The 23,898-nt window shown below is 58.6% G+C and carries 24 protein-coding genes and 1 pseudogene; 17 read left to right on the plus strand and 8 right to left on the minus strand.

From position 1 onward, the window contains the following. Positions 1-6: 6 nt before the first annotated feature. From FCK22_RS14435 to FCK22_RS14460, 6 genes are all read right to left on the minus strand, one after another. Positions 7-1,359 carry a c-type cytochrome gene (locus tag FCK22_RS14435; protein ID WP_093743704.1) on the minus strand — a complete coding sequence of 451 codons (1,353 nt, stop codon included), beginning with the start codon at positions 1,357-1,359 and terminating at the stop codon, positions 7-9. 46 nt (positions 1,360-1,405) lie between these two features. Further along, complete coding sequence (locus FCK22_RS14440) at positions 1,406-1,783, minus strand: hypothetical protein (RefSeq protein ID WP_136720527.1); 378 nt, start codon at positions 1,781-1,783, stop codon at positions 1,406-1,408. 8 nt (positions 1,784-1,791) lie between these two features. Next, positions 1,792-4,338: a cytochrome c oxidase subunit I gene (gene ctaD, locus FCK22_RS14445; protein ID WP_093743702.1), complete on the minus strand. Its 2,547-nt coding sequence runs from the start codon at positions 4,336-4,338 to the stop codon at positions 1,792-1,794. Continuing rightward, on the minus strand, positions 4,335-4,931 hold the full coding sequence (locus FCK22_RS19340) for a c-type cytochrome (protein WP_248646527.1): 597 nt from the start codon (positions 4,929-4,931) through the stop codon (positions 4,335-4,337). Before FCK22_RS19340 ends, ctaD begins: the two co-directional genes overlap by 4 nt. Positions 4,932-5,328: 397 nt before the next feature. Next, positions 5,329-6,324, minus strand: coding sequence for a cytochrome c oxidase assembly protein (locus FCK22_RS14455; protein ID WP_067263753.1), 996 nt, complete (start codon positions 6,322-6,324; stop codon positions 5,329-5,331). Positions 6,325-7,098: 774 nt separating this feature from the next. Continuing rightward, on the minus strand, positions 7,099-7,527 hold the full coding sequence (locus tag FCK22_RS14460) for a helix-turn-helix domain-containing protein (protein WP_067263750.1): 429 nt from the start codon (positions 7,525-7,527) through the stop codon (positions 7,099-7,101). Between the two features lie 214 nt (positions 7,528-7,741). Between FCK22_RS14460 and FCK22_RS14465 the strand changes: the two genes are divergently transcribed. The 12 genes and pseudogenes from FCK22_RS14465 to FCK22_RS14520 all read left to right on the plus strand — a co-directional run bounded on the left by FCK22_RS14465 (position 7,742) and on the right by FCK22_RS14520 (position 18,285). Further along, positions 7,742-8,308, plus strand: coding sequence for an SCO family protein (locus FCK22_RS14465; protein ID WP_067263755.1), 567 nt, complete (start codon positions 7,742-7,744; stop codon positions 8,306-8,308). Between the two features lie 5 nt (positions 8,309-8,313). Beyond that, positions 8,314-8,736, plus strand: a complete 423-nt coding sequence (locus tag FCK22_RS14470) for a disulfide bond formation protein B (RefSeq protein ID WP_067263748.1) — start codon at positions 8,314-8,316, stop codon at positions 8,734-8,736. Continuing rightward, complete coding sequence (locus FCK22_RS14475) at positions 8,733-9,392, plus strand: thioredoxin domain-containing protein (protein WP_067263745.1); 660 nt, start codon at positions 8,733-8,735, stop codon at positions 9,390-9,392. Before FCK22_RS14470 ends, FCK22_RS14475 begins: the two co-directional genes overlap by 4 nt. Positions 9,393-9,475: 83 nt before the next feature. Then, positions 9,476-9,889, plus strand: a complete 414-nt coding sequence (locus FCK22_RS14480) for a copper chaperone PCu(A)C (RefSeq protein ID WP_136720528.1) — start codon at positions 9,476-9,478, stop codon at positions 9,887-9,889. After that, complete coding sequence (locus FCK22_RS14485; RefSeq protein WP_067264364.1) at positions 9,889-10,506, plus strand: SCO family protein; 618 nt, start codon at positions 9,889-9,891, stop codon at positions 10,504-10,506. The genes FCK22_RS14480 and FCK22_RS14485 overlap by 1 nt, the downstream gene beginning before the upstream one ends. Then, positions 10,503-11,870, plus strand: a complete 1,368-nt coding sequence (locus FCK22_RS14490; protein ID WP_136720529.1) for a M23 family metallopeptidase — start codon at positions 10,503-10,505, stop codon at positions 11,868-11,870. Before FCK22_RS14485 ends, FCK22_RS14490 begins: the two co-directional genes overlap by 4 nt. 3 nt (positions 11,871-11,873) lie before the next feature. Beyond that, complete coding sequence (locus FCK22_RS14495) at positions 11,874-12,332, plus strand: DUF411 domain-containing protein (protein ID WP_067264369.1); 459 nt, start codon at positions 11,874-11,876, stop codon at positions 12,330-12,332. A 22-nt stretch (positions 12,333-12,354) separates the two neighbouring features. Beyond that, on the plus strand, positions 12,355-13,137 hold the full coding sequence (locus tag FCK22_RS14500) for a ZIP family metal transporter (protein WP_067264372.1): 783 nt from the start codon (positions 12,355-12,357) through the stop codon (positions 13,135-13,137). Between the two features lie 4 nt (positions 13,138-13,141). Further along, positions 13,142-13,615 carry a signal peptidase II gene (lspA, locus tag FCK22_RS14505; RefSeq protein ID WP_067264375.1) on the plus strand — a complete coding sequence of 158 codons (474 nt, stop codon included), beginning with the start codon at positions 13,142-13,144 and terminating at the stop codon, positions 13,613-13,615. After that, positions 13,612-15,184 (plus strand): annotated as a pseudogene (lnt, locus tag FCK22_RS19600) (apolipoprotein N-acyltransferase). Before lspA ends, lnt begins: the two are co-directional and overlap by 4 nt. 192 nt (positions 15,185-15,376) lie before the next feature. Then, positions 15,377-17,296, plus strand: coding sequence for a penicillin acylase family protein (locus FCK22_RS14515; RefSeq protein WP_093744242.1), 1,920 nt, complete (start codon positions 15,377-15,379; stop codon positions 17,294-17,296). Continuing rightward, on the plus strand, positions 17,293-18,285 hold the full coding sequence (locus tag FCK22_RS14520) for a cytochrome c oxidase assembly protein (RefSeq protein WP_067264385.1): 993 nt from the start codon (positions 17,293-17,295) through the stop codon (positions 18,283-18,285). The genes FCK22_RS14515 and FCK22_RS14520 overlap by 4 nt, the downstream gene beginning before the upstream one ends. Before the next feature lie 237 nt (positions 18,286-18,522). Here FCK22_RS14520 and mntR read toward each other — a convergent pair whose 3' ends face one another. Next, positions 18,523-18,993 (minus strand): manganese-binding transcriptional regulator MntR, encoded by a 471-nt coding sequence (gene mntR, locus FCK22_RS14525; protein WP_067264388.1) that lies wholly within the window; start codon positions 18,991-18,993, stop codon positions 18,523-18,525. Between the two features lie 91 nt (positions 18,994-19,084). Between mntR and FCK22_RS19355 the strand changes: the two genes are divergently transcribed. From FCK22_RS19355 to FCK22_RS14545, 5 genes are all read left to right on the plus strand, one after another. Further along, complete coding sequence (locus FCK22_RS19355; RefSeq protein ID WP_248646531.1) at positions 19,085-20,173, plus strand: hypothetical protein; 1,089 nt, start codon at positions 19,085-19,087, stop codon at positions 20,171-20,173. Between the two features lie 62 nt (positions 20,174-20,235). Continuing rightward, entirely contained in the window at positions 20,236-20,964 is a 729-nt protein-coding gene (locus tag FCK22_RS19360) for a cytochrome c peroxidase (RefSeq protein WP_248646538.1), read from the plus strand. Next, positions 20,964-21,839 (plus strand): phosphate/phosphite/phosphonate ABC transporter substrate-binding protein, encoded by an 876-nt coding sequence (locus tag FCK22_RS14535; RefSeq protein ID WP_067264393.1) that lies wholly within the window; start codon positions 20,964-20,966, stop codon positions 21,837-21,839. The genes FCK22_RS19360 and FCK22_RS14535 overlap by 1 nt, the downstream gene beginning before the upstream one ends. Continuing rightward, entirely contained in the window at positions 21,836-22,618 is a 783-nt protein-coding gene (locus tag FCK22_RS14540) for an ATP-binding cassette domain-containing protein (RefSeq protein ID WP_067264396.1), read from the plus strand. Before FCK22_RS14535 ends, FCK22_RS14540 begins: the two co-directional genes overlap by 4 nt. A gap of 228 nt (positions 22,619-22,846) precedes the next feature. After that, on the plus strand, positions 22,847-23,377 hold the full coding sequence (locus FCK22_RS14545; protein WP_248646533.1) for an ABC transporter permease subunit: 531 nt from the start codon (positions 22,847-22,849) through the stop codon (positions 23,375-23,377). Between the two features lie 3 nt (positions 23,378-23,380). On the opposite strand, the gene FCK22_RS14550 is transcribed toward FCK22_RS14545, so the two are convergent. After that, a complete protein-coding gene (locus tag FCK22_RS14550; RefSeq protein ID WP_067264398.1) occupies positions 23,381-23,890 on the minus strand; it encodes a L,D-transpeptidase family protein in 510 nt (169 codons plus the stop codon). Between the last annotated feature and the right edge of the window lie 8 nt (positions 23,891-23,898).

The raw sequence follows: 23,898 nt of genomic DNA on the forward strand, positions 1-23,898 counted from the left end.
GCCACTTTACTTGCGCCTGCGCACGTGAGGTTGTTCAGCGTACCAGGCGGCAACTGCTGCAATTTGATTATCGCTCATGTTTTGCACGATTTCGGACATAATGTGTGAATATACAGTGCCGCCCCGCTTCCTCTGTTGCCAAAGGCTGAGTTGCTCCGAAAGATACCATTCGGGCTGGCCCTCAAGATAGGGGTAATAGGGGTTATTTCCCCGCGCTAACCGGCCGTGGCAGCTTTGGCAGGCAGGAATTTTTAACGGTCTGACTCCCTCGACAGCGATGCGTCTTCCAAATTCGAGCAATCCTTCCCTTGGAGTGACGAGACCCGCGGGCGCTGCTGTCGGGGTCATGGGATTAGAAACATCATCTTCTCTTTCCAGGATTCCGGCTTCGTCCTGCCAGGAGGACAACGGCGGTACGAATGGTTCTGGACTTCTGGCAACGAGAGGGCTGTCCACGGCATTGCTATCGGTGGGAAGGTCAGTGGTTGCGCTTCGAAACTCCGCTCCGGAACCTGCGACTGTTGCCAGAGCCGGATTCGGTTGCTCCGAGAAATAGCGCGCAAGCGCTTCAAGCACCTTCGGTTCATAGCGGCTCGCGGGGAGCTCCATGAAGCCGCTTCGTCGCTTTCCGAGTGCGAACGCGCGCAGCGTGGCATATAGATACGGCGCGGGCTGACCGGCGATGGCAGGAAATGCGTTCTCCGCCTCTTCGTCTACTTGACCCAAGCCATCGCGTCCGTGGCAAAGGGCACAATCCGCGAGCGCGTTTTCAACAACGCCGTCTGGTGCAGCGGCGGATTCGGCGCCTTGCGCGAAATCAATGCCCGTCGGCTCACCGCGCAAGGCCAACTCGGCGTACTGGCCTAGCGTCATGCCGGGAAGTGCCCGCAAGAAGGCGACCTGTGCCCAGACCTCATCGTCGCGATCTTGCGTTGGCCAAGCAGGCATGCCCGAATACTTTATCCCGTACTTGACGATCCAGAACAACTCCTCGTCGCTCCATTCAGAGACTTTTTCCTCGAGACGAGGCGGGCTCGGAGTCATCGCCTGAACTACTGGAGATTGCGGGACACCTGGGGCGCCGTGACATATGGAGCAGGCCGTCGCATAGTGGGCGGCCGAGCGAAGAACCAATGTGGGGTCATCGAGGTCGAGACCCTCCGGCTTTGAGACAAGCAACGACTGGCTCTCGACCGCATTCTCCATTGTCCAGCCGAGAAACCAGCGCGTCACGCTCCAGTGGCCGGATGAGGCGGCGATCGAAACCAGTCCCGACCAACTGATCAGGAGCGCCCCCGCGATGCCGAGGCCAACGATTCCGGCCATCCATTTCCAGGTCAGAACGAGCTTTAGCCGCATGAAGCTGCATCCCAACTGTGCGATAATGAGCGATAAGGTCTGCAGTTCATCTACAGTCTCCAATGACCAGAATGGGCATGGTTTCGAAGACTACCGCAGCGAATGAAAGTCCGGCCAAAAGCAGCGTGGAGAATTCGAGAAAGCTTTCACGCCCTTCCGGCGTGTCTTGGTCATTCCGGAAACCCCCGCCTCCGGTTAGCCATTCGTGCCATGCGCGGCGAATTACGAGTGCAATCAGGCAAAGCGAGACGAGCGTCACGAAACCGATAGCAACGCGTGTGCTTCCGATCGATTCGAAAATATCGGCATTTGGGGCACACCGAAAGGCTGCGAGAAAGTAGCTGAAGAGAAAGTGAATTCCCCAAATCACTGGTGCTGCGATCAGTGTCCAAAGATTGTCCTTTGTTCTGCCAAATATCTGCATGGCCGATCTCACATCAACATCGGAAAATACGCGAGCGTCGCCACAGTGACCAGAGCGGTACCTCCGGCAAAATGCCAATATAGCGCCACGTTCGAGATATCGATATCGTATTCGGGGGTCATCCGGTCGGCATAGGAACGAGCCAAGCAGTAGCCGAGCATCAGGCCGCCCACCCCACCGTGGACGGCTGTCCAGATTGCTAACACCCAAACAGTCGCCGGATAGACGTGGGCGGACGGGTCGAGGCCGTTGGTGAACGGTCCCCAAAGCAGTGTCGCGCTGGCAGCGAGCGAGGCCACGCTGCCGGCAGCCATTAGGCCACGTGCCGGTCCGACCCGTCCAGCGCGGTTCAATATCCGTGCGAAGAGGGCTGCCGTCCAAGCGCTCGCGAACAGCAGGAGTGCGATGCTTGGCCAGAACACACCAGGTCCGACCGCTGTCGGTGGTGGAAAATCGGCATGGATAGTGAAGAAGTAGAAGTATCCGAAGATCAGGCCGACGAAGGCCGTGGCGTCGCCCGTCATGGTGATAAACATCGCCCACCAGCCAATCGAATCCGGACCCGACTTGTAGAGTGGCAGTTTCAGGCCGAGGCCGACATCCTTTTCGGCTTTCTCAGGAATCTGGGCGGTGCCGCGCCAGAGCCAAATAATAATAGACGCGATGGACAGGACCATCGCGGTAATGGTGAGGGTCCACCAGTGGAACGTGGCGAAGATGAACACTGCGCCGGTCATGATGGCTGCGATCATCGGCATGAAGCTGGGGCCAGGTACGCGTAGGCAATGCAATGGTTTGCCGTCGAGAACTGTTGTGACCAAAGTCTCGCGCTTCATCTCCTCGGCGTCGGGCAGGTAGAACCGGCCCTTGTCGACATCGTCGACGAAGTTCGGCTGTTCCCAGAGGGGATAGCGAGAAGAGATTATCGGCACCGAGCGCACACCCCAACTCTCTGAGGGCATTCTTGCCAGCCACTCCAGCGTGCCGGCGGTCCACGGATTTCGCTTGGCGTATGGCTCCCTGCTGCGGGGCCGAATCACGTCCCAGACGATCACCAACACACCGGAGGCGAACACGAAGGCGCCGACCGAGGAGACCAGATTTGATATGCCAACGCCAAGTGCCTCCGGGTAGGTCCAGACGCGGCGTGGCATTCCCATTAGTCCAGCCCAGTGCATCGGCAAGAATGCGACATTGAAGCCCACGAACATCAGCCAGAACGCGATCCGGCCCAGCCGATCCGATAGCTTCCGCGCGCCGATGATCGGCCAGTAATAGTAAACTCCGGCCATCAAGGGGAACAGCATCCCCCCGATCAGCACATAGTGCAGGTGAGCAACCACGAAGTAGGTGTCGTGGGCCTGCCAATCAAAAGGCGCCAACGCCACCATGACGCCAGTCAACCCACCGATGACAAAGGTGGCGAGCGCTCCCGCGACAAAGAGCATCGGAACGGAAAAGATCACGCGGCCGGTCAGGAGCGTTGCCAAAAACACAAAAATCTGCACACCGGTCGGAATCGCAACTGCCTCTGAGGCGGCTGAGAAGAAACCGAGCGAGATCGCAGGGAGGCCCGTGGTGTACATGTGGTGCACCCAGAGCCCGAAGGAGATGAAACCGGTGCCCACGGCCGCGAGCACGATCCACGAATAGCCGAGGATCGGACGCTGGGCGAAGGTCGGCACGATCATCGCAACCAGCGCGATTGCCGGGAGAAAGACAATGTAGACCTCCGGATGGCCGAAGATCCAAAACAGGTGCTGCCAGAGGACAGGATCGCCGCCGCGGCTAGGGTCGAAAAATGGCCAATCGAACATCCGCTCGAGCTCAAAAAGGATGTCACCTGCGATCAGTGGCGGGAAAGCGAAGAGGATCATACCGGCAACGACGAGTACGTACCAGGCGTAGAGCGGCATCAGGTTTAGCCGCATGCCGGGCGGGCGGCATTTCAGCGTTCCCACGATCAATTCAACCGCCGCGGCAAGCGAGGCAATCTCGATGAACGACAGACCCAGCAGCCAGATGTCCGGGCCATAGCCCGGCGTGTACCGCTCGTCCGTAGTGAGTGGCGGGTACATGAACCAGCCTGCGTTCGGCGCGGCATCGAAGAAAATGGATCCTGCGACGAACACGCCGCCGATCATGAAACACCAGAATCCGAATGCCGACAGGCGAGGAAAGGGCAAATCACGAGCGCCAAGCATTTCAGGAAGCAGAATTATGGCCACTGCCTCGAAGATCGGAACGGCGAAAAGAAACATCATCACCGTGCCGTGAAGGGTATAAACCTGATTGTAGAAGGTTGCCGTGAGAAAGTCGTTCTCTGGCACCGCGAGCTGCACCCGCATTGTCAGCGCCAATACTCCAGCGAATAACATGAACCCGAATGCCGCAGCCGTGTACCAGATACCGACCTCAGTGTTGTTCACCGCCGACCAGTAGCGCCAACCTTTTGGTGCAGCCCAGACCTTGCGGAGCCGCTCCTCCTGGCCGCGACGAACCTCCTCGTCCTCCTGATCCGGTCCATCTGCTGCGGTGTTCTCGCGTTCGGTCATTCCAGACTCCCTAGCCAAGCAGCAATTTGAGCGATCTCGTCTTTCGGCAGCATGCCAAAGGCCGGCATCTCGATGCCTGGCTTGAAATGGTCCGGCGAGGCAACGAAGTCGGCGATATTCTCGACAGTGGTTGGAACAATGCCAGCTCCAATCGTACGTCGGCTGGCGAGGTGCGTAAGGTCGGGCCCTACTACCCCGTCGGGCGGTGTGCCCCGGATCGCATGGCAGGCTGCACATCCGTTCCGAATGAATAGATCGAGGCCCTCGCTCTCGGGCACTGCTGCAGGCTGGGCCTGCGCCCTCACATACTCCGTGAATTCGGTTTCAGGCACCACGACCACACGAAAACCCATTTGCGCGTGAGCCGTACCACAGAACTCCGCACAAGCACCGTTGAAGACGCCGACTTCTGTCGGTTCGAGGATGAGCCGATTCACCCGTCCGGGTATCGCGTCCATCTTGCCCGCAAGCGGCGGCACCCAAAACGAATGGATAACGTCCGGGCTGCCGAGGAGAATTTCCGTACGTTTCCCCAGCGGGATCCAGATCTCGTTGGCGCTAGGGACCCCGCCTATCGGGAGGTTGCGCACCACGCCGGGTTCGCCCTCGACGCCGTAGGCGACGCGCCACCAGAATCGTTCACCCGAGACGGCGATGGTAGGGCCGTCACCGGGGGGCGCAGATCAGGCATCATCCTGAGCCCCCAGAACAGCAGCATCGCCAGCACGACGGTCGGAAAGACGCATCCTCCCCAGATGATGAGCCGTAGGCCGGCTTTTTCGCTGTGTTGTCCGGGCCGCGTCTTTGTAGCGTAGTAACCGATGGCGACAACGACAGCCCAGATCGCCACGGCGCCAATAAGCATTACCCAAAAAAGTGTGAGAACCCGCGCAGCCTCAGCACCGGCCGCGTCGAACGCAGATTGAGGACCTTCGCAAGCGGAAAGTGCGAAGATCGCTGGAAATGTTCTGCTCGTTCGAAATTTCTTCATCAAGTGGGACCCTTGCGCGTGGCCTTCGAGCCGAATCCGTTTGGCGTCATTCCGGTTTTTTCCGATACCCCCAGCCAGACGCCCACTAGAATGACTGTCGCCACGACGTACATCATGGAACCGACCGTCATCATCAGCAGTCCGGCCAGCTGCTGGTCTTCGAGCGGCGACAAGCCCCAAGCCATGGAGCGGATACCGTAGCTCGTATAGAACGCTTCTGGAGCGAAAGCGAGCAAGGCTCCGGTGATCAGTGAGAACTTAAAGGTAATCAGCAGTCCCAGAACGCCGGCGCCCGGTCCGCTACTGTGCTTGCGTGTTATCGCTGTCCAGAAGACTAATGCAGAAGCAAAGATCGAGCCGTGCATGATCGAATGCACGAGGTCGTTTTCCAGGGAAACGGCAATCGCTGGTGGCGCGTGCCATAAGATAAACACGACCAGTTGCTGAAGGGATGCGATGCTGGTTGCGGTGAGCCAGTTCCATCCCGTTCGCCAGGCCTCAGATGAGGCGAGTGACGCGAGCCCCCTTTGCCATGTCCTTGGCAACGTGCGCATCATAGTCGGAACAGGATGGCCCAGCACAAGGAATGGCGCTGCCAGCCCCATCAAGACGATGTGCTGGCCCATGTGAGCAGCGAAGAGACTTTCGCCCAACGCATCGAGAGGCCACACTAAGGCTGCAATCAGGGCCAGTATGCCTATGCAGAACGAACCCGTCTGCCAAGTTCGGACGCCGCGGCCTAGGCCGGCCTTCGTCCATGCAAGAAGAACGCCCCGTGAGTACAATGCCACGACACTTGCTAAAGGCAAAATGACGGAAGGCGGTAGAGACCAGGTTGTCCAGAAGTCATGGGGCTCTAGAGGTGCGCCGTCGGTGTGGGCGCGAAGCGACGTTGCGGTAAGAGCGACTACGATTGAGACAGATAGAATGAGCCACCTTTGGGACGGCGATGGCAAAGTGGTCTGGGGAGGTTGATGTCCTGCAATGTGCAGCATACACAATCTTTCTACATCTCCGTCTCATCCAATATCGGCGGGTCCTGACTTGCACCTGTCGCCATGCGATCAGATTAACTGGCTGATCCGTCACACGCGGGCCGATGAAAAAACATGCGGTATTCCTTTTGAACGAGAGGCGTTCGCGTTACGCGGCTTCGAGAGGCGCAGGTAGTCGGTCTTTCCAACCTTTGTGCAACATAGTTCCTCTAGCTGCTATAGGTTCAAGCGAATTCGACACCCGGCAGAGCGGCGCAATACGATAGAGCACAAATACGAACCCAACCGGCAACCTCTTCAATGATCCCGACACCGGAGATTTCGAACATTCAATACGTCCCTTGTCTGCGCCAATGTTTGTCGCCCGTCGTATCGCCCAGAGGCCAGCCGCGACAAGTCAGCTTTTAGCGTTCAGCAACGGAGATCGGAACCTGCGGCGATTTTCCGGGACTGGAAGATGGGATCCCAGTCTGCACAAGATGACTTCGTCGCCAAAGATGCGCGCGAACTCAGAGCCGTGCCCAGACCGACCAGACACGGCTGCCCGATTCTTTTCAGTCAGTCCGCGTACCACATGCGCGACAAGTTGGCCTTGGCCTTGAGCACGCGGTCGAAGGCCGGGGTCTTGCCCTCTGCATCATGAAGAGCGCGCGCAGCGACATCGAGATCATGCAAGTTGAACAACAGTGTCTGTCTCTTTGACGCGAAGAGCGGTCACACCCCACGCGGCGCGGCAAGAGCGCCGCGATCGGATAGACAAACGCAACGGGCATCTTAGCCGCCGATCTCTTCATGGTTTGTCAGGCATTCGGAGTGGTCTCTCAACACCTCTAACACACGGCAGTCAGCGGTCTGCCCGCCACTGCACTCATGCACCATACGTTTCAATTCCGTGCGCAGCGCCTCCAGGCGAGCCAGTCGATGCTCAACTTGCTTAAGCTGCCGGCGGGCAATCGCATCGGCCTCCGCGCAAGATTTTCCCGGGTGATCGCTGAGGTCGAGCAGTTCGCGGATCGCATCCAACGAGAACCCCAGTTGCCGCGCGTGCCGGACGAACGACAGGCGGTCAAGCTCGGCATCACCATATCGTCGCTGGCCGCCTTCAGTTCTGCCGGGTTCTGGCATGAGCCCGATCTGCTCATAATACCGGACTGTCTGCACTTTTGTACCGGTCTTTTTTGCAAGCGTCCCAATGGTCAACATTTCAGGCCCTCCACATTAGCTACAGAGGGTGTAGCTTTAAGTGGCAGACATCACAAGATTCACCACCTCCTCACAGGTCCGTGATTGCCAGCCAATTAGCGACAATCGCGCTTGAACCTACAGCTGCTAGAAGTTGTAGACACCTCCAAAATATAGAATCAAGTTCGGGCGTAGCGGTGTGAGGCTTCCAGGTTTTCAGAAGGTATCGAAGGTGTTGGCGGGCGTGGCGGCGTTCGTTCTCATCTGGCTGTTGCTGTGGGTGGACTACCGTGCCGACCTTGCCCGCACAGAGAGTGAACCACCGTTTTTTGCTGATTTCGAACTGACCGATCATCGCGGGATGGTCCAAACGGAGGAAGATTTCAAAGGTCGCTGGATGTTGGTCTTCTTCGGCTTCACCAATTGCCCCGACGTCTGTCCGACAACACTGTCCGAAGTCGCGGCCGTGATGGAGGGCTTGGGCGATGAGGCGGCAATGGTTCAGCCGATTTTCATAACGATCGATCCCGAGCGAGATACGCCGACGGCTTTAGCAGAGTACGTGCCCATGTTCGACGCAGGAATCATCGGGCTGACCGGCACGCCGGAGCAGATCGCCGCAACATCCGAGACTTTCCCAATTTTCTTTGAGCGGATCGAGGAGGCTACTGCGCCGGGTGGATACACGATGGGTCACACGTCACACCTTTTCCTTTTCGACACGCAGGCAGGCTTCGCGGATTCCTGGCCCTATGGCACGCCCGCCGAAGAGATCCTCGCCGATCTGAAAGAGAGGATCTGATCGTCATGCCCCGACTCTCTGGAGAAACAGCCCTTGGCCTAGCGTGGATCATTGCGCTTATCTCATCGCTTGCCGTGCTCTTTATTGGCGAGGTGCTTGGTCAAACGCCTTGCATCCTTTGCTGGTTCCAGCGCGCCTTCATGTTCCCCTTGGCCATCGTTCTTGGGCTCGGGTTGTGGTGGCAGGATTCCCGCGTGGGGCGCTATGGCGTTGCACTGGCGCTTGGGGGGGCGGCGGTGGCGATGTATCACATCGGCCTCTATGTCGGTCTGATCCCCGAGGCGATCCAGCCCTGCACGGCGACTGGCCCCTCTTGTACCGACGACAACCAGTTGGTCTTCGGGATTCCGATTCCGCTGATGGCGCTTGTCGCCTTCACGATTATCGGGGTGCTGTCGGCCCTTTCACTGAAGGAAAAACAAACATGAATCGACGCGGCCTCGTTCTATCCGTTCTGGCTGTTGGTGCCGCAGGTTTTGGCGGCGCGGCTTGGTATGCCACCCGCCCCCAACCCATGGCAGAGGCAGTCCCTGTCGCGCCCGAAGTGAACGATGTGCTGATCCGGTCCTATTCCCCGATCCTTGGCCCCGAAACGGCACCTGTCACGATTGTCGAGTTTTTCGATCCAGCTTGCGAGGCCTGCCGCGCCTTCTATCCCGTGGTCAAGGATATCATGACTGAGCACGGTGGTGCGGTCCGTGTCGTCATTCGATATACTGCCTTTCACGGGAAAGCTTCAGTGGAAGCGATCCGTGTTCTCGAAGCTGCGCGGATGCAGGATGTGTTCGAACCCGTGCTGGAAGCGGTCCTGCGCGAGCAGCCACGATGGGCGTCCCATGGCACTCCAGCACCGGGTTTGATCCTTGAGATTGCCGCAAGCGGTGGTCTGGATGTCGAAGCTGCTCGAACACAGATGCTGGCCCCCGGTGTCGTGGCAGTGCTCAATCAGGACCGCGCTGATGTCGAAGCGGTAGGCGTGCGACAAACGCCCACGTTCTTCGTCAACGCCAAGCCATTAGACCCGTTCGGTGAGGCCGAACTGCGGCGACTGGTCGCTGCAGAAATTGCGGTCAGCCAAAGTTGATGCTCGGATAGATAAAGGAGAATCTGTCATGATAGAGCTACCTTATATCAAGGGCTTGACTCTTTTTTTTGCTGCTCTCGGGCATGTCGACTCCGACATTTGCCGGTTCGGAGGACGTCATCGTAGTAAACGCGTGGTCCCGTGCTTCGATTGGTATAAACCGACCGGGCGCGGCATATTTCACTATACATAACGCAAATGAAGACACAGTCACGCTGACCGGACTTACAACACCACTGGCCACGATGCCCGAGATCCATGAGACGAAAACCAACGCTGCAGGCGTCAGTTCAATGTCACCTGCAGGCGACATCACGATTGGGCCGGGCGAAAGCGTGGCATTGGAGCCGGGCGGGCTGCACGCCATGCTCATGAAGCTGCAAGACCCGATGATCGAAGGCGAGACCTTCCCGCTGACACTGACTTTCTCGGACGGTGGCGAAGTGACTGTTGAGGTCCCAATTCTGGGGATCGCCGCGCGCGGGCCGGAAAGCTGATGCAGCGTCGGCAATTGTTCCAATACGGTGCAGGCGCTCTGGCTATGATGCTTGGTATCGGCTGGTGGCGCGTGGATGGTCCCGGCGCTCCGAAACCTACTGGCCAAAGGCCGCTCCCCCTAACGGTGATGGATTTCCGACTGACCGATCACGAAGGCCATGAAGTGGGCCCAGAAACCCTGATCGGACGGCCGACCATGGTGTTCTTCGGGTTCACCTACTGCCCGGATGTCTGCCCCACGACGTTATCGGATATCTCAGGCTGGCTTGAAGATCTCGGAGACGAAGCCGCGCAGATGAACGTGGTCTTCATCACGGTCGATCCGGCGCGTGACACGGTCGAGGCCATGGCCGAATATGTCGGCTATTTTCATCCGGCCATTCGGGGTTGGACCGGAACGGAAAACCAGATTACCCGCGCTACAGAAGGGTTTCGGGCTTCGTATGAGCGCGTCCCGACCGAGGGAGGTGACTACACGATGAACCATACGGCAAGCATATTCCTTTTTGGCGCCAACGGTGAGTTCGTCACCATGATTGACCACCACGAGCCAAGAGAATTCGCAGTACCGAAGATCCGACGTGCGTTGACAGAAGATGTAGAGATCACAACATGAGAATAAGAGTTGCCTCGGTGGCCCTGGTTGGCGCCTTTTCGATGACTGCCATCGCCACCTTAGAGTGGTGGTCCAAAGAACCGGTGCCCCAATCGATTGCCGAAGCAACGCAATGGGCGCCTGCTGCAGTTTTGGAACCGCGACTTGCTGATAGCGTCATGACAGTTCCCAAAACCACACAAGTCGACGGAGCGCGCAAAATCCTAAACGTCCCTCTCTTGCAGCCTGACGTCACCGAAACCGCCTTGCCAGAAATTGAACCGCCCTTGGTGACTTGGACGCGTCAAATCGCGTCGGGTGAGACGTTGGATGCAGTTTTAGCGAACGCCGGCGTTGCCGCACCCGCCCGTGCGGAGATCGCTCTCGCACTTGGAGTGGAATATGATCTGCGCCGATTGCGCCCAGGCCATGAGATCACCGTGATCTCAAACGCGGACGGCAATCCGAAGCGCGTAGAACTGGCCATTGACGATGGAGTGCGGATCGAAACGGTTTTTGGTGAAGAACTTCTTACGCGCGTATTGGAACCAGACCCTGAAGTGGTGATTTTCGCAAGCGAGGCGGTGGTTGAAAGTTCGATCTCCGCAGCGTTGGACAAGGCAAAGATACCTGCACGCTTCGCGGTCGATCTGGCACAGATGCTGGGCGGCACAATCGATTTTCGACGTGAACTCTCCGGGGGTGAGAGGATGCGTCTCCTTTGGCGCGAGGCGCGAGAAGGAAACAAAAGGATTGGCCAGCCCGAGCTTGCCTTTGCCGCATTGGACCTTGCTGGATCGGTCTATGAGATCGTCTGGCCGGATGACGGCAGCGGTCAAGCGACGATCTATGTGGATGGAGAGGTCCTGCGTGTCTTTGCCCAACCGGTGGAAGGAGCGCGGCTGAGTTCCGTCTTCGGCCGTCGCACGCACCCGGTCTATGGGAATGTACGCATGCACACCGGCGTCGACTTTGCTGCGGCCCGCGGTACGCCTGTAAAAGCAACGGCGCCTGGACGCGTGAGCTTCATCGGACGTCGTGGTGGATATGGCCGGGTGGTGGAGATATCGCATGGTTCCGACACCCTGACACGATACGCACATCTCAGCGAGGTGCCGGACACACTCGAACAAGGGCAGCGCGTGATGGCCGGAGACATGATCGGTCGCGTCGGTGCTACCGGCACCGCGACCGGCCCAAATCTGCATTATGAGGTTCTGGTCGATGGTCGCCCGACGGATCCTCTCTCAGACGACCGACTGGTAGAGGCGGCCGACCGGGATGCGGTTGGCCCGGCTGCACTTGAGCGATTGGCTGAGGCTCGCTCGCTACTGGCCGAGAGGCTCACCAGCGAATTTGTACAGACAACAACCGAAAGGCTTTAATCCATGAAACGACTGGCTCCCGCTCTTGCAGTCACGCTGGCCTTGTTTTCCGCGGCGCAAGCTGTCGCCGATGCGATCCAGATTGATGTCCGGAAGACAAACGGCTGCGGCTGTTGTCTGTCTTGGATGAAGCATCTTGAGGAAAGCGGATTCGCGCCGATAGGCGAGGACATGTTCGGGGGATCTCTTGTGCGATTCAAACTCGACACCGGCGTGCCTCAGCGCATGGTATCCTGCCATACGGCTTTGGTCGGCGGCTACGTGATCGAAGGTCATGTACCGGCATCAGACATCCAGCGTTTGTTGGATGAGCGTCCAGATGCAGTGGGGGTGGCGGTGCCGGGTATGCCCTATGGCTCGCCGGGCATGGGACCGGAAGATGATCGCGAGGGCTACGATGTCTTTTTGATCCAGGGCGATGGGTCGACCGAAATCTTTAGCAGCTATTTGGCCGCTGACTGACGTATCGGCGGGAACTCTGCGCTTGGAACCCTTGTCCCCAATAACTCTCGGCTTTCTTGGAAGCCTTGCCGCCGGATCGCTGACAGCGGTCGGGGCGACCCCCGTTCTCTTTGGACGCGTCCCCTCCCGTGCCACGCGCGATTTGCTGCTTGGCTTCGCGGCGGGTGTCATGCTCGCTGCTTCATTCTTTTCGTTGATCATTCCGGCTCTCGACGCAGCCGAAAGACAGTTCGACAACGGTGCTCTCCCGGCAGCCATCGTTTGTGTTGCGATCTTGCTTGGCATGGGGGCGGTCGCTCTGATGAATGAACGACTGCCGCATGAACATTTCAAAACGGGGCGAGAAGGGCCCGCCGCCGCATCTCTGCGCCGCGTCTGGCTCTTCATCATAGCGATCACGATCCACAATTTTCCCGAAGGGCTTGCCGTTGGTGTCGGGTTTGGGGCTGATGGTTTCTCTGGTGGCTTGCCGCTCGCGATTGGCATCGGGCTGCAAAACGCGCCCGAGGGTCTCGCCGTAGCGGTCTCATTGCTTGGTGAGGGGTATTCCAGGCGCCGTGCGTGGGGGGTTGCCGCCCTGACAGGTCTTGTCGAGCCGGTAGGCGGGCTTCTTGGCGCTGGCATCATCGGCATCTCGCAGCCCCTGTTGCCATGGGGCCTCGCCTTCGCCGCCGGGGCGATGCTCTACGTAATCAGCCACGAAATCATTCCCGAAACCCACCGATCCGGCCATCAAAACAGGGCGACTTTCGGTCTCGCGGTCGGCCTCGTGATCATGTTGTTCCTAGATGTATGGCTGGGGTGATGAGATGAAACAGTCCCATTTCCAAGGCTTCATTGCGGCTGGAACTGCTTTTCTTGTTGATCAGGTGACAAAAGCAATCGTCGTCGCTAATGCGACAGATTTGAGCGCCGGAATTCCGGTCTTTCCCAGTTTTAATCTTATTTACTTGCGCAACGATGGCGTGACATTCGGACTGCTTGGTGGAGCACCATGGTGGGGCCTTGCGACCTTGGCCCTAGCCATCTGCGGCTGGTTGACCGTCATGCTGGTACGCACTGACAACCGGGTTGAGGCTATCGCCTATGGTGCGATCATCGGTGGCGCGCTCGGCAACGTCCTCGACCGCATTCGATTTTGGGGTGTGACGGACTTCCTCGATTTCTACGTCGGCTCCACGCATTGGCCCGCCTTCAACATGGCGGATGTGTTCGTGGTCGGTGGCGTGGGGCTGCTGCTCTTAGCACCGTGGTTAGCCGCTAAACTTCAGACTGGCCCATGATGACGGGTTGGCTGCAATTGACTGGCTGCAGCCGTTGCTTTCCCCTGCGATCAGGGATTAGCTTTATGGCGGGCGGTTTAACGGTTTTAACCCTTCCACCGTTCTCATGGATCATCGCTGTTCCAGTCGCCTTCTCAGCACTCTTTCTCGTGCTCATGCAGGTTTCCACCGCGCGCGCCTTCGTCATCGGCTGGATCTTTGGAATGGGCCAGTTCCTGTTTGGAATTTCCTGGATTGCCGAAAGCTTTTACGTCGATTCCGAACGTTTCGGTGCCCTTGCGATCCCAGCAGTCGCGGGACTGGCCGCCGGACTGGCCATTTTTCCAGCTATTGCGGCGATGTTATTTGCCACCGTAATGCAGCGCCGTGCTGTCGGCGGCATTACGGCAGGTCTTCTGCTTGCAACGTGTTGGGTTGCCGCGGAATGGCTGCGTGGTCATGTCCTGACGGGGTTTCCCTGGAACCTTGCTGCTTATGCCCTTGTCGAACATGCCCCCCTGCGCCAACCCGCCGCATGGGTCGGAAGTTACGGTCTGGGCTTTGTCACGGTATTTATCAGCATATTGCCAGGTGTGTTCATCGCAGCCGCGCCAAACAGCCGCGCAGCTGTTTTGGCGCTCTTTGCCGTCGCGGTGACGGTAATTTGGGGGGGGCGGTGTGCTTCGGCTAAATCAGAACGTGCCGCCAACGGACATTGCTTTGCGCATCGTCCAAGGCAATGTGCCGCAAGTCGAGAAGTGGGCGCCGGGCAGCCGCGAACGCACGCTGGAAAAATACCTCGGCTTGTCCGCGCAACCCGGACGCTTCGACCTGCTGCTGTGGCCGGAAACGGCCTTTCCCGGTTTTCTGGACGAAGACGCCTTGGCGCGCAGGCGGTTATCCACGGTTTTGCCAGACGGTAGGATCCTTTTGACAGGTGTGCCTGACCGCGTAGAGAGGGATGGGGGAACCCGATATTTCAACACGGTTCAGGCCTATGACGGCAGCGGCGAAATTCTAACGGGATATGCAAAACATCATCTTGTTCCGTTCGGGGAATATGTGCCCCTGAAAGGTTGGCTGCCGATCGAGCGCCTGGCCGAAGGTTTGGGTGATTTCACGCCGGGACCAGGGCCACGAACGCTGGCAATTCCGGGCGCGCCTCTGGTTGCGGTGGCAATCTGTTACGAGATCATTTTTCCGGGCCACGTGGTCGATGATCTTTTCCGCCCCGACTGGATTTTCAACGCCACGAATGATGCCTGGTTCGGAACCAGCATCGGGCCCGAGCAGCACCTTGCCACCGCGCGCATGCGCGCGGTCGAAGAGGGCCTTCCGGTGATCCGGGCGGCCAACACCGGGATTTCCGCGGTCATCGACGCCAAGGGAGAGATCATCGCGCGCCTCGAGACCGGACAAACTGGAGTCATAGATGCCAGCCTGCCGACAGCGCTTGCGCCCACACCTTACGCTCGTTTCGGTGATTGGACATTGCTGGCGCTCATCTGTGCGGTCTGGGCCCTAGCCTTTACCGTCGGATTGGCCGGACGACGTTTCAATTCAGAAAAATCAAAATCGGAGGACTCGTGATGCTGGTGCTCGCAGGCTTTGTCGGAGGGGCGCTCTGGGGTGGCTATCTGGCGCAACGGCGGAAAGGGAACCGCCTGGATATACTTCAGTACGCGACAAGCTTCAGTATTGCTTTCGGCCTACTCGCTTTTTTTCGCCTCGGTGATCCTCTTGCGCATCACGTCTTGAGATTACTTTGGTACCGGCAACGAATTGAGACGACTGTTCAACATATTACTGTACTTGCTCCTGGCGGTTTTTGCATCAGGACTGGCCGTATCCGGTGTCGTCTACTTTCTTTTGCGCGCCTCCGTCCCCGACTATGACGAGGACTTCAGAGTTGCGGGAATCGAAGGTCCAGTCGATATTCTGCGAGATGCTGCGGCCATACCGCACATTTCTGCAGACTCTGCTGCGGACGCCTATTTCGCGCTTGGTTTCGTTCACGCTCAGGACAGGCTTGGCCAGTTATTGCGGGCAAGGCGGGCAGCGCAAGCCTTGTTGCCACTTGACCAGACGTTCGAAGTCGAGCCTTCGACAGCCCAGGCGCTCGACGCATATGCCGCAGGTGTCAACGCGTGGCTTGGTCTGGTATCCGAAGGCGGGCGCGGCAGAGGCTCACCCGATCTGTTGATCGCGGATGAGAGAATGATCGCAGCCTGGAGACCCGTCGATAGTCTCAGACTTGCTCAAGCGTTTCTGAACGATCTTCAATCCGAGAGTCGCCAGAGTGACCTGTCCGGCTTGTCAGACCGACCTTTTTTGCCCGAGCTGTTTGTGACCTCGCCCAAGGTCAGCCTCGAAGCTTGGGCGTTGCCTGGAGACAGAACAGCTATGGGAGCACCAATTCTCACCGCCGATATACGTGGCCCCTTATCGCTGCCTTCTGAATGGTACCTGGCGGATATTCAACTCCCGACCGGAGCCGCGATTGGGGCTACAATGCCGGGTGTGCCCTTCATTGTCGTCGGTCGCAGCGAACGCGTCGCTTGGGCGTTCCGATCTGTGTCACTGAAAACCCTGAAAGAGCCAGTGAGTCCCACCGCTGCGAAGGCCGGCAGTTTTCTGATGATGCTTGACCGTCTGGCGCGGTCCGCCGATGTGAACGATGCTATGGACGCAAGCATGAACCTGGCACCAGCCGGATTGGAGATTCTTGCGATCGACCGAGAAACCCTTGCTCGCTGGCCTGACAGGGAGGTCGAAACTCCTTTATCGTTTCGAGGCGCCCGTCTGGCTGCTCTTGATGAGCGGCAGCCGATATTCTCGGTCGAGGGCGCGATTGCGGTGCAGCGCGACACGGTCAGCGCTGCCGCGCGGGCGCTTCTTCCTATAATGGCAAAAGAGCTTTGGTTCGTGGGTTCCACAGGTGCTCTCGAAGAGAACCGCGCAGATAGGCTTCGCGGCGTTATTCTGAATCAACTTGCCCGATGGAATGGCGACATGGATCGCTTTTCACCGGAGCCGCTCTTGTTCTGGGCCTGGGCGCGCGCGTTGCAAAAACGGATACTTCAGGATGAATTTCCATCCGCGACGAAGGTCTGGGCCAGGCCAAATGCCGATGTCCTATTTGCGGTGCTTTCAGATCGCGGAGGGAGCGCAATCTGGTGCGACATCCGCCCGTCCACCCCCATCGAGACCTGCCAGGATCAGGTTCGTGCGGCCTTGGATGATGCCATCGGCTGGCTTGTCGACCGCTACGGACCCGATCCGTCCGCTTGGGTCTGGGGCGAAGCACACGCTTCGAATATGAAGTGGGCACCAATCCGATCGAGCGGGATCATCAGCGATCTGCTGTCTCTCGAAGCCCCATCTTCGGGCGCTCCCGACACGCTGATTGCAACATTGTTTGCTTCTGACGATGACCGCCCCTTCGCGACCAGCGCGGGCACCAATTTTCAGGCGGTCATGTCGTTTTCGGAAGAAGCCGGTTCCTATTTCATCGCGCCCGCCGGTCAGTCCGGCCACCCGCTCTCACGATTCTATGAAAACCTGTTTCCAATGTGGATGCAGGGCAAATACCTCGCGATGTCCACTGATCTGTCCTTGGCCCGGGGTGGCGCTGTGGGAACATCCCGACTTTTACCGGCATCTGTCCAAAGGCCAACAATACAAGATGACATGAGCCAATGATCGCCTACTTCCTCCTTTTCGACCCGTTTGGATACGCGATTTCGCCAGTGTCCCTTGTTTCCGTCAGCTTGGCCGCATGGATCTACATGCGCGGCGTCGCGCGATCCACACGGCTGCGCGGGACGGTTTCCATTTGGCGGCAAGCCCTGTTCTTCGCTGGCTTGACCTGCATTCTCGCGGCCACGAATGCGCCTCTGGCTTCGTTGGGGCACAGCCTCTTTTCGGCGCATCAAGTGGAGCACCTTCTCCTCCGCCTTGCAGGACCACTGCTCATCGCGGTCTCGCAGCCGTGGCGATTCCTGCAAGTCGGTTTGAACAGACGGTGGCGTCGATACCTCGGCGCTCTTGGAAAATCTATTGCATTGCGGTTCTTGGCACATCCGGTAACCGCCACTGCCGCGCTCATCACGTCGCTCTTTATCTGGCAGATTCCACTGCTTTACGGACTTGCGCAGCGCATCGCGGCGATCGAGATGTTCGCCCATTTTGCGATGGTTCTGGCAGGGATCTGGTATTTCGGCATGCTCTTCGACCCGAGAGATCCCCCTGAGGGCGCGAGGCGCGGCGCAAGGCTGATCTCTGGTTTTGCGGTGATCGTTTCAAACATTTTTCTGGGTTCCCTGACGACACTCAAAGAGGTGAGCCTCTATGCCTCCTACCAAACGGCGGCAACCGGGTTGCTTGATCCCCTGTCCGACGAAACCATGGGTGGCTATACGATCTGGGTCCCGTCCTCGATGCTGATGATCGCCGCGATCATTCTGGTCTTGAACGGGTGGAACGCGGCCGAGGTGCGTCGCTGGAATTCACGATACGAGTTGGTGCGAGGCTCGAACTCCGCGGCGCTCGAGTTTCCGGAAACGGCCGAAGAATTGCGTCTGAAAGTGGCAAAGCCAAACCGCGACATGGGCCGGACGCTCGCCATAGGCGCCTTGGTCATGTTCTTCATCGTCATGACGACGGTGGTGACTATTGTCTATGCGCTTTGAACAGAGGAGCAAATCAAAGGTTGTACCCACGTCTTTTCCCGCGATCGACATTTTCGCTGCACCGTCGTCGCAGTCAGAGATTTTGGGCACACTATCTCGGGCTGGCCAAGCTCAGAGGACACGAACGATTTTCTGCACTAAAGTTGACCATCAGAACAGACCCACCAGCCTTTGACTGCTGACGCCGCCGCCTCCTGAGTCTTGCTTTTCTGAATTTCGCGAGAACTTGATGCTGCGCTACTTGCCGCTCTGAGATTGCAGGAGGGCGTGTTCGAAGGCCTCCAGCGTGGTCGTGCTGACGTGATGCTCGATCCCCTCCGCATCGCGTTCTGCAGTCTCTTCGTCGATTCCCAGGCTGAGGAGAAACGCGACAACGACTCTATGACGGCGGCGACAGGCCTCGGCCAATTCTCGGCCCGCATCGGTTAGAAATATTGCGCGGTAACGCTCCCGCCGCACCAAACCAGCAGCCTTGAGTCGGGAGATGTTCTTGGTCACTGTTGGAGATTTCACGCCAAGCCGCTCGGCGATTTCGACCGGCCTAGCCTCCCCCCGCAACTCGATCAGCTCTGCGATCAGTTCCACATAATCCTCCGCCATTTCGCTTTCATGTGCTCGGCGCACAGTCGCGAAACCCTTAGCCTGCGCTTCGGGAGCTCTCTCGACAGTCTCGAACGCCTCGCGTTCGTATGATTGTAGCTTCGACATGTCCGGACATTGCAACGAATAACTAAAATTGACAATCTAATTAGCCTAGAATACCTAAGTTAGACGAGTCTAAGTTTTAGCGCTGGAGGCTATGGTGATAAAAAATCTTTCGAGGCTGCTGCTAACCGCTGCAAGCGCGGTCCTGCTGTCCGGACCCGGGGGGACGACGCCTGTCAAAGAGGCTCCGTGGCTTCCTGAGGCGGCAGCCTATCGGCTGACACTTTTTCTTGGGAATCTCGCGCCAGTGCCTTGGGACGACATCGAGACCGCTTGGACAGAACCTCACCGGGGTTCGGAATTCTCGACCGGCGCGTTGGAGTGGGTGGACCGCAAAAGCGGTATCAAGCCGGATGGTATCCTTGACGCCGTGGCACGTGAAGACCGGCAAGCAGTTTTCACAGAGGCCACTCGTCTTGTAGCGCTTAGGATCGAAGAGGAATTGGACCGGGCTCTCGCAGCCGAAGAACCTGCAAAGGCGCGCCAGGCTCTGCGAACGGCAGGCGAGCTCTACCGTGCGTTTGAGGATGGTATCGCGGCAGCCGACCCCGAAGCAGCAAGACGTATCGGCCTCGCTTGGCTGGAACTTAACAGCAGCACGGGGTCCGCTGGTCTTCTCGGCGCTGGCGCCTTTTCCGCGGATCGCGACACGCTGGAGGCCGCGCGCGCAGTCATTTCCAGCTATCTCGCGGAAAATTACCTCTTAGCCAACTATGCTCCACGTCAGACACTGAGTGCCCTGCCCGAAACCGCTGTGTTCAGCCGACGCACTATCGAGGTGCCGCCAAGCTTGCCGCCTGGCTCCGACATCTTCGATCAGGACCCGCTGCCATTGCTTGTCCTCAACTTCGAGGAACAAGGTATCGACGAGACCGATCTGCCCTTGGTGGCTTATGGCGACATGCTTTTCGACAGCCCGCAGATATTCGGAAATCCTGCGCGAAACCTCGGGATCGCCTGTTCGACCTGTCACAATCGCTCGGATGTGAACCAGCGCCTCTTCATCCCGGGCGCCAGCCACCAACCCGGTGCCATCGACGTCATGGCGCGTTCTTTAATCCTATCTTCAACGACCGGCGCGACGACCCGATCGACATTCCGAGCCTGCGCGGGCTGCGCTTCACCGGGCCTTATGGTCGCGATGGGCGCTTTGCCTCTCTGCGCGACTTCAGCCGGAACGTGATCGTCAATGAATTTGGCGGCGCGGAGCCGACGCCCTTGATGCTCGACGCGCTGGTAGGATACATGCTCGAGTTCGACTTCCTACCAAACTCTAAGCTGAATGCGGATGGTACGCTGTCCGAGGCAAACCCGGACGCGGCGCACCGAGGCGAGGCTATTTTTAATCGGCCTTTCGCTGGGCTAGGCGATCGCTCCTGCGCTAGTTGCCACGTGCCTGACGCAAATTTCCTCGATCGGCAAGCCCATGACATTGGATCGGTCTCGCCGGCATATAGTGGCGCGCGCGCAGGCGCGCTGGATACGCCGTCCTTGCTGGGAACCGCATATACCGCCCCCTATTTTCACGACGGTTCGCTGTCGACGTTGGCCGCCGTTGTTGAGTGGTTCGATGAGACGAAATCGCTCGGGCTATCAGAGACGGAACGGACTGAACTGACCGCGTATCTGGAGACTGTAGGGTCGGCAGACGAGCCTTACGAGAAGTTCGACGCAGAGAACACCGCCTTTCGCCTGACATTTGCCGAATTGGCGACATTTGCATCGACGCTCGACACGCTTCTGCCCCGACGTGACGCAGAGCACATCCTGCTGCTGACCGATACTGTCGCTGCGGACCTCGCCGCAGACGCGAGCACCATGTCGAACCTGACCGCACGGCCCGAAGTCTATGCCTTGGCCGAGCGTCTTGCCGCAGTCGGCGATGCAGCCCGTGACGACGACTGGGAGGCCGCCGAAGCAAGTTGGACCGCGTTCAAGACCGAAGCCGACGCGATCGAAGAGAGGGCATTCTGATGGAATTCTACCTAACCCGCAGAAATATGCTGGCCTTGGCCAGTGCAGGCGCGATCTCGCTGGCCTCCCCGCTGATCGCACAAGACACTCCCTTGCGGCTTGCTTTCATTCCGCAGGAGAATCCCGACAAGCTCTTAGGCGACATTGAGGCCATCACAAGATGGCTATCCGAACAGATTGGCGTTCCCGTGGAAGGCTTCGTCACCATCGACCATGCTGCGGCTGTCGAGGCACTTCGCAACGGAGATGCAGACGTCTCCTTCATGGGCGCGTTGCCTTTCGTTCTGGCGGAGGCGGAAATTGGCGCGGTACCTCTCTTGTCTGAGGTCTACCGGGGCGCGTCAAGTTACACAGGACGCATTTTTGTCCGCCGCAACAGCGGTATCGATACGCTGGCAGACCTGCGCGGGCGCGATATCGCCTTTGCCGACCCGATCTCTGAATCAGGTTATCTTTATCCTCTTTCCGAATTCGTTAAGGCCGGGCTAATTGAGGGTCCTGGCGCAGCGGAGAAATTCTTCGGCCGCGTGTTCTTTGCGGGAGGCTACCAGCAAGCCATGCAGGCTATGGCCGAAGGTCTGGTCGATGCCGCCGGTGCCAGTCAGTATGCGGATTTGTTGTTGACCCCACAACAGCAGGCCGAGGTGACTTGGCTCGTAGAAAGCGCGCCGATTCCAAGTCACCTTGTGATCGCACGCCCAGAACTCGATGCCGCCCTGCAAGCCCGTTTTGTTGACGTCATGCTGAAGCTCAACGAACCGAAGCACCGCGACAAATTGAGCTATCTTTACGGACCAGATGGCTACGTCAGGGCAGACGGCACCGCGTATGAAGGCGTACGCGATATGGCAAAGAAATACGGGCTGTTACGATGAGCATGGCTATCGAAATAGACGATCTGAGTTATGTCCATAAGGGCGCACAGCTACCAGCGTTGGAACGAGTCTCATTTCGGATCCCGGCGGGCGAGTGTGTCGCTTTACTGGGCCCATCCGGGGCGGGCAAAACGACGTTGCTGGCGCTGCTCGACGGTAGGATTCAGGGATGGCGCGGGCGCGTTTCTGTCTTGGGTGCGCCGCTCAATCCCGACCGCCCACCACCCCGAGCTCGCCGTCCTGATACCGGTTTCGTGTTTCAGGAATTCGCCCTCGTAGAACGCTCCACGGCACTACGCAACGTGCTCAACGGCCGCCTGGGGCGGATGTCACCTTTCCAAGCAGTACTGGGATCGCCAATGGCTCACGATCTCGATATTGCCCGCACAGCACTCGCCGATTGCGGCATCGCAGAACTCGCGGAACGCCGTGTCGACAGTCTCAGCGGAGGACAGCGACAGCGCGTGGCTATTGCGCGATGTCTGGCGCAGGAACCACGGCTGATCCTCGCCGACGAGCCAGTGAGCAACCTCGACCCCGCCCGCGCTGGAGAGGTTCTGGGGTTGATGACCAAGGCGGCGCGAGCGCGTGATGCAACAGCGCTATTCTCCTCGCACCAACCCGATCTGGCGCGGCGTTTTGCAGGGCGCATCATCGGCATACGAGAGGGGCGGATCGCGTTTAACGTGCCAACGTCCGAGTTGAAAGACGATGCGACTGCCGAACTCTATCGGGGGTCAGGACCGACGCCGGAACTCGGTCCCCGGGCGGTGTTATGATGGCCCCCCGCGACTTCGGCGGCTTCGTCACCAGTTCGCTGATCGCTATTGCCATCCTATGGTCCCTCGTCACAACCGATGTCGAGTTGTCGCGTCTTGCTTCGGCCGGTCCACGGATTACCGACTTTATCGGCCGGATGTTCCCGCCCGATCCGACAGTGATGACCGAGATCAAAAAAAGGCAGCGCAGAGACACTAAGAATAGCAATCCTCGGCTCCCTCGGCGCAGTGCTGCTGTCGACCCCTCTGGCTATTCTCGCGTCCGAAACCATGGTTTCGCGTGCGGTGTTCGGGCCGGTCCGCGCGCTGCTGGCCTTTATCCGGGCGGTACCGCTGATCCTCGTGGCCATGCTCATGGTGGGCGCGGTCGGGCTCGGGCCGCTGCCCGGCATCATCGCAGTTGCCTTTCATGCCACTGGGATGCTCGCTAAATTCTATGCCGAGGCGATCGACGGCGTATCTCGCGCCCCCATCGCAGCACTTGAAAGTGCAGGGGCTGGACCGCTCGTGCGGCTCAGACATGCGATTTGGCCACAGATGGCCCCAGTCATCGCCCGCGACACGATTTTCCGGTTCGAACTGAACCTGCGTGAGTCGTTGGTCCTCGGCATCGTCGGCGCGGGCGGGATCGGCTTTTACATCCAGACCTACATCCGCTCTTTTCAGTATGACAAGGCGGCCAGCGTCACGATTGCCGTCGTCGGCCTAGTCATCGTCATCGAGGCGATCAACATCACGCTGCGTCGTCGATTTACCTAACCATCAAGCATAAATGTCGATCGGTGTTCCATTTTTCACCATTGCGTAGATTTCCTCGATCTGACGGTCCGTTACGGCGATGCATCCTGCGGTCCAGTCACGCTTGTTCATCGGGTCGATCCCCTTGCGTGGCCCACCGTGAATAAAAATATCGCCACCCGGCGACTTTCCTTGGGACTCAGCAAAGGCAATATCCGCCGCGTTGGGATATGAGATGCCGATGGAGAGGTGGAAGAGGCTGTCCGGGTTGCGTCGGTCAATCACGTAGGTGCCTTCTGGCGTACGGCCGTCTCCCTCGAACTGTTTGTGACCCTGGGGCGCGAAGCCCAATCCGATGGGAAATGTACGCAAAACGCCAGCCTTCCCGTCAAGGACGAGCAACCGCTGTGCCTTGTACATGCGAAGACGGGTTACTTTGGGTCCGTTGTAGGTCCGGAACTTATCTGCACAGCCTGACAGGAAGGCAGCCAACCCACTTAGAATAAAGACCCGTCGTGGAAAATTGGTAGTCATTACTGCTT

It is taken from the genome of Sulfitobacter sp. 15WGC, from assembly GCF_005068605.1.
In the GTDB taxonomy this organism is placed as follows: domain Bacteria; phylum Pseudomonadota; class Alphaproteobacteria; order Rhodobacterales; family Rhodobacteraceae; genus Sulfitobacter; species Sulfitobacter faviae.

Bases quoted from the DNA above. Each gene is read 5' to 3' on its own strand.
- FCK22_RS14475 (WP_067263745.1), top strand. From the start codon at position 8,733: ATGAATCGACGCGGCCTCGTTCTATCCGTTCTGGCTGTTGGTGCCGCA.
- FCK22_RS14490 (WP_136720529.1), top strand. From the start codon at position 10,503: ATGAGAATAAGAGTTGCCTCGGTGGCCCTGGTTGGCGCCTTTTCGATG.
- FCK22_RS19360 (WP_248646538.1), top strand. From the start codon at position 20,236: ATGCTCGAGTTCGACTTCCTACCAAACTCTAAGCTGAATGCGGATGGT.
- FCK22_RS14550 (WP_067264398.1), bottom strand. From the start codon at position 23,890: ATGACTACCAATTTTCCACGACGGGTCTTTATTCTAAGTGGGTTGGCT.
- FCK22_RS14520 (WP_067264385.1), top strand. From the start codon at position 17,293: ATGATCGCCTACTTCCTCCTTTTCGACCCGTTTGGATACGCGATTTCG.
- FCK22_RS14440 (WP_136720527.1), bottom strand. From the start codon at position 1,783: ATGCAGATATTTGGCAGAACAAAGGACAATCTTTGGACACTGATCGCA.
- ctaD (WP_093743702.1), bottom strand. From the start codon at position 4,338: ATGACCGAACGCGAGAACACCGCAGCAGATGGACCGGATCAGGAGGAC.
- FCK22_RS14480 (WP_136720528.1), top strand. From the start codon at position 9,476: ATGTCGACTCCGACATTTGCCGGTTCGGAGGACGTCATCGTAGTAAAC.
- FCK22_RS19355 (WP_248646531.1), top strand. From the start codon at position 19,085: ATGGTGATAAAAAATCTTTCGAGGCTGCTGCTAACCGCTGCAAGCGCG.
- FCK22_RS14540 (WP_067264396.1), top strand. From the start codon at position 21,836: ATGAGCATGGCTATCGAAATAGACGATCTGAGTTATGTCCATAAGGGC.
- FCK22_RS14460 (WP_067263750.1), bottom strand. From the start codon at position 7,527: ATGTTGACCATTGGGACGCTTGCAAAAAAGACCGGTACAAAAGTGCAG.
- FCK22_RS14485 (WP_067264364.1), top strand. From the start codon at position 9,889: ATGCAGCGTCGGCAATTGTTCCAATACGGTGCAGGCGCTCTGGCTATG.
- FCK22_RS14455 (WP_067263753.1), bottom strand. From the start codon at position 6,324: ATGCTGCACATTGCAGGACATCAACCTCCCCAGACCACTTTGCCATCG.
- lspA (WP_067264375.1), top strand. From the start codon at position 13,142: ATGAAACAGTCCCATTTCCAAGGCTTCATTGCGGCTGGAACTGCTTTT.
- FCK22_RS14495 (WP_067264369.1), top strand. From the start codon at position 11,874: ATGAAACGACTGGCTCCCGCTCTTGCAGTCACGCTGGCCTTGTTTTCC.
- FCK22_RS14435 (WP_093743704.1), bottom strand. From the start codon at position 1,359: ATGCGGCTAAAGCTCGTTCTGACCTGGAAATGGATGGCCGGAATCGTT.
- FCK22_RS14535 (WP_067264393.1), top strand. From the start codon at position 20,964: ATGGAATTCTACCTAACCCGCAGAAATATGCTGGCCTTGGCCAGTGCA.
- mntR (WP_067264388.1), bottom strand. From the start codon at position 18,993: ATGTCGAAGCTACAATCATACGAACGCGAGGCGTTCGAGACTGTCGAG.
- FCK22_RS14470 (WP_067263748.1), top strand. From the start codon at position 8,314: ATGCCCCGACTCTCTGGAGAAACAGCCCTTGGCCTAGCGTGGATCATT.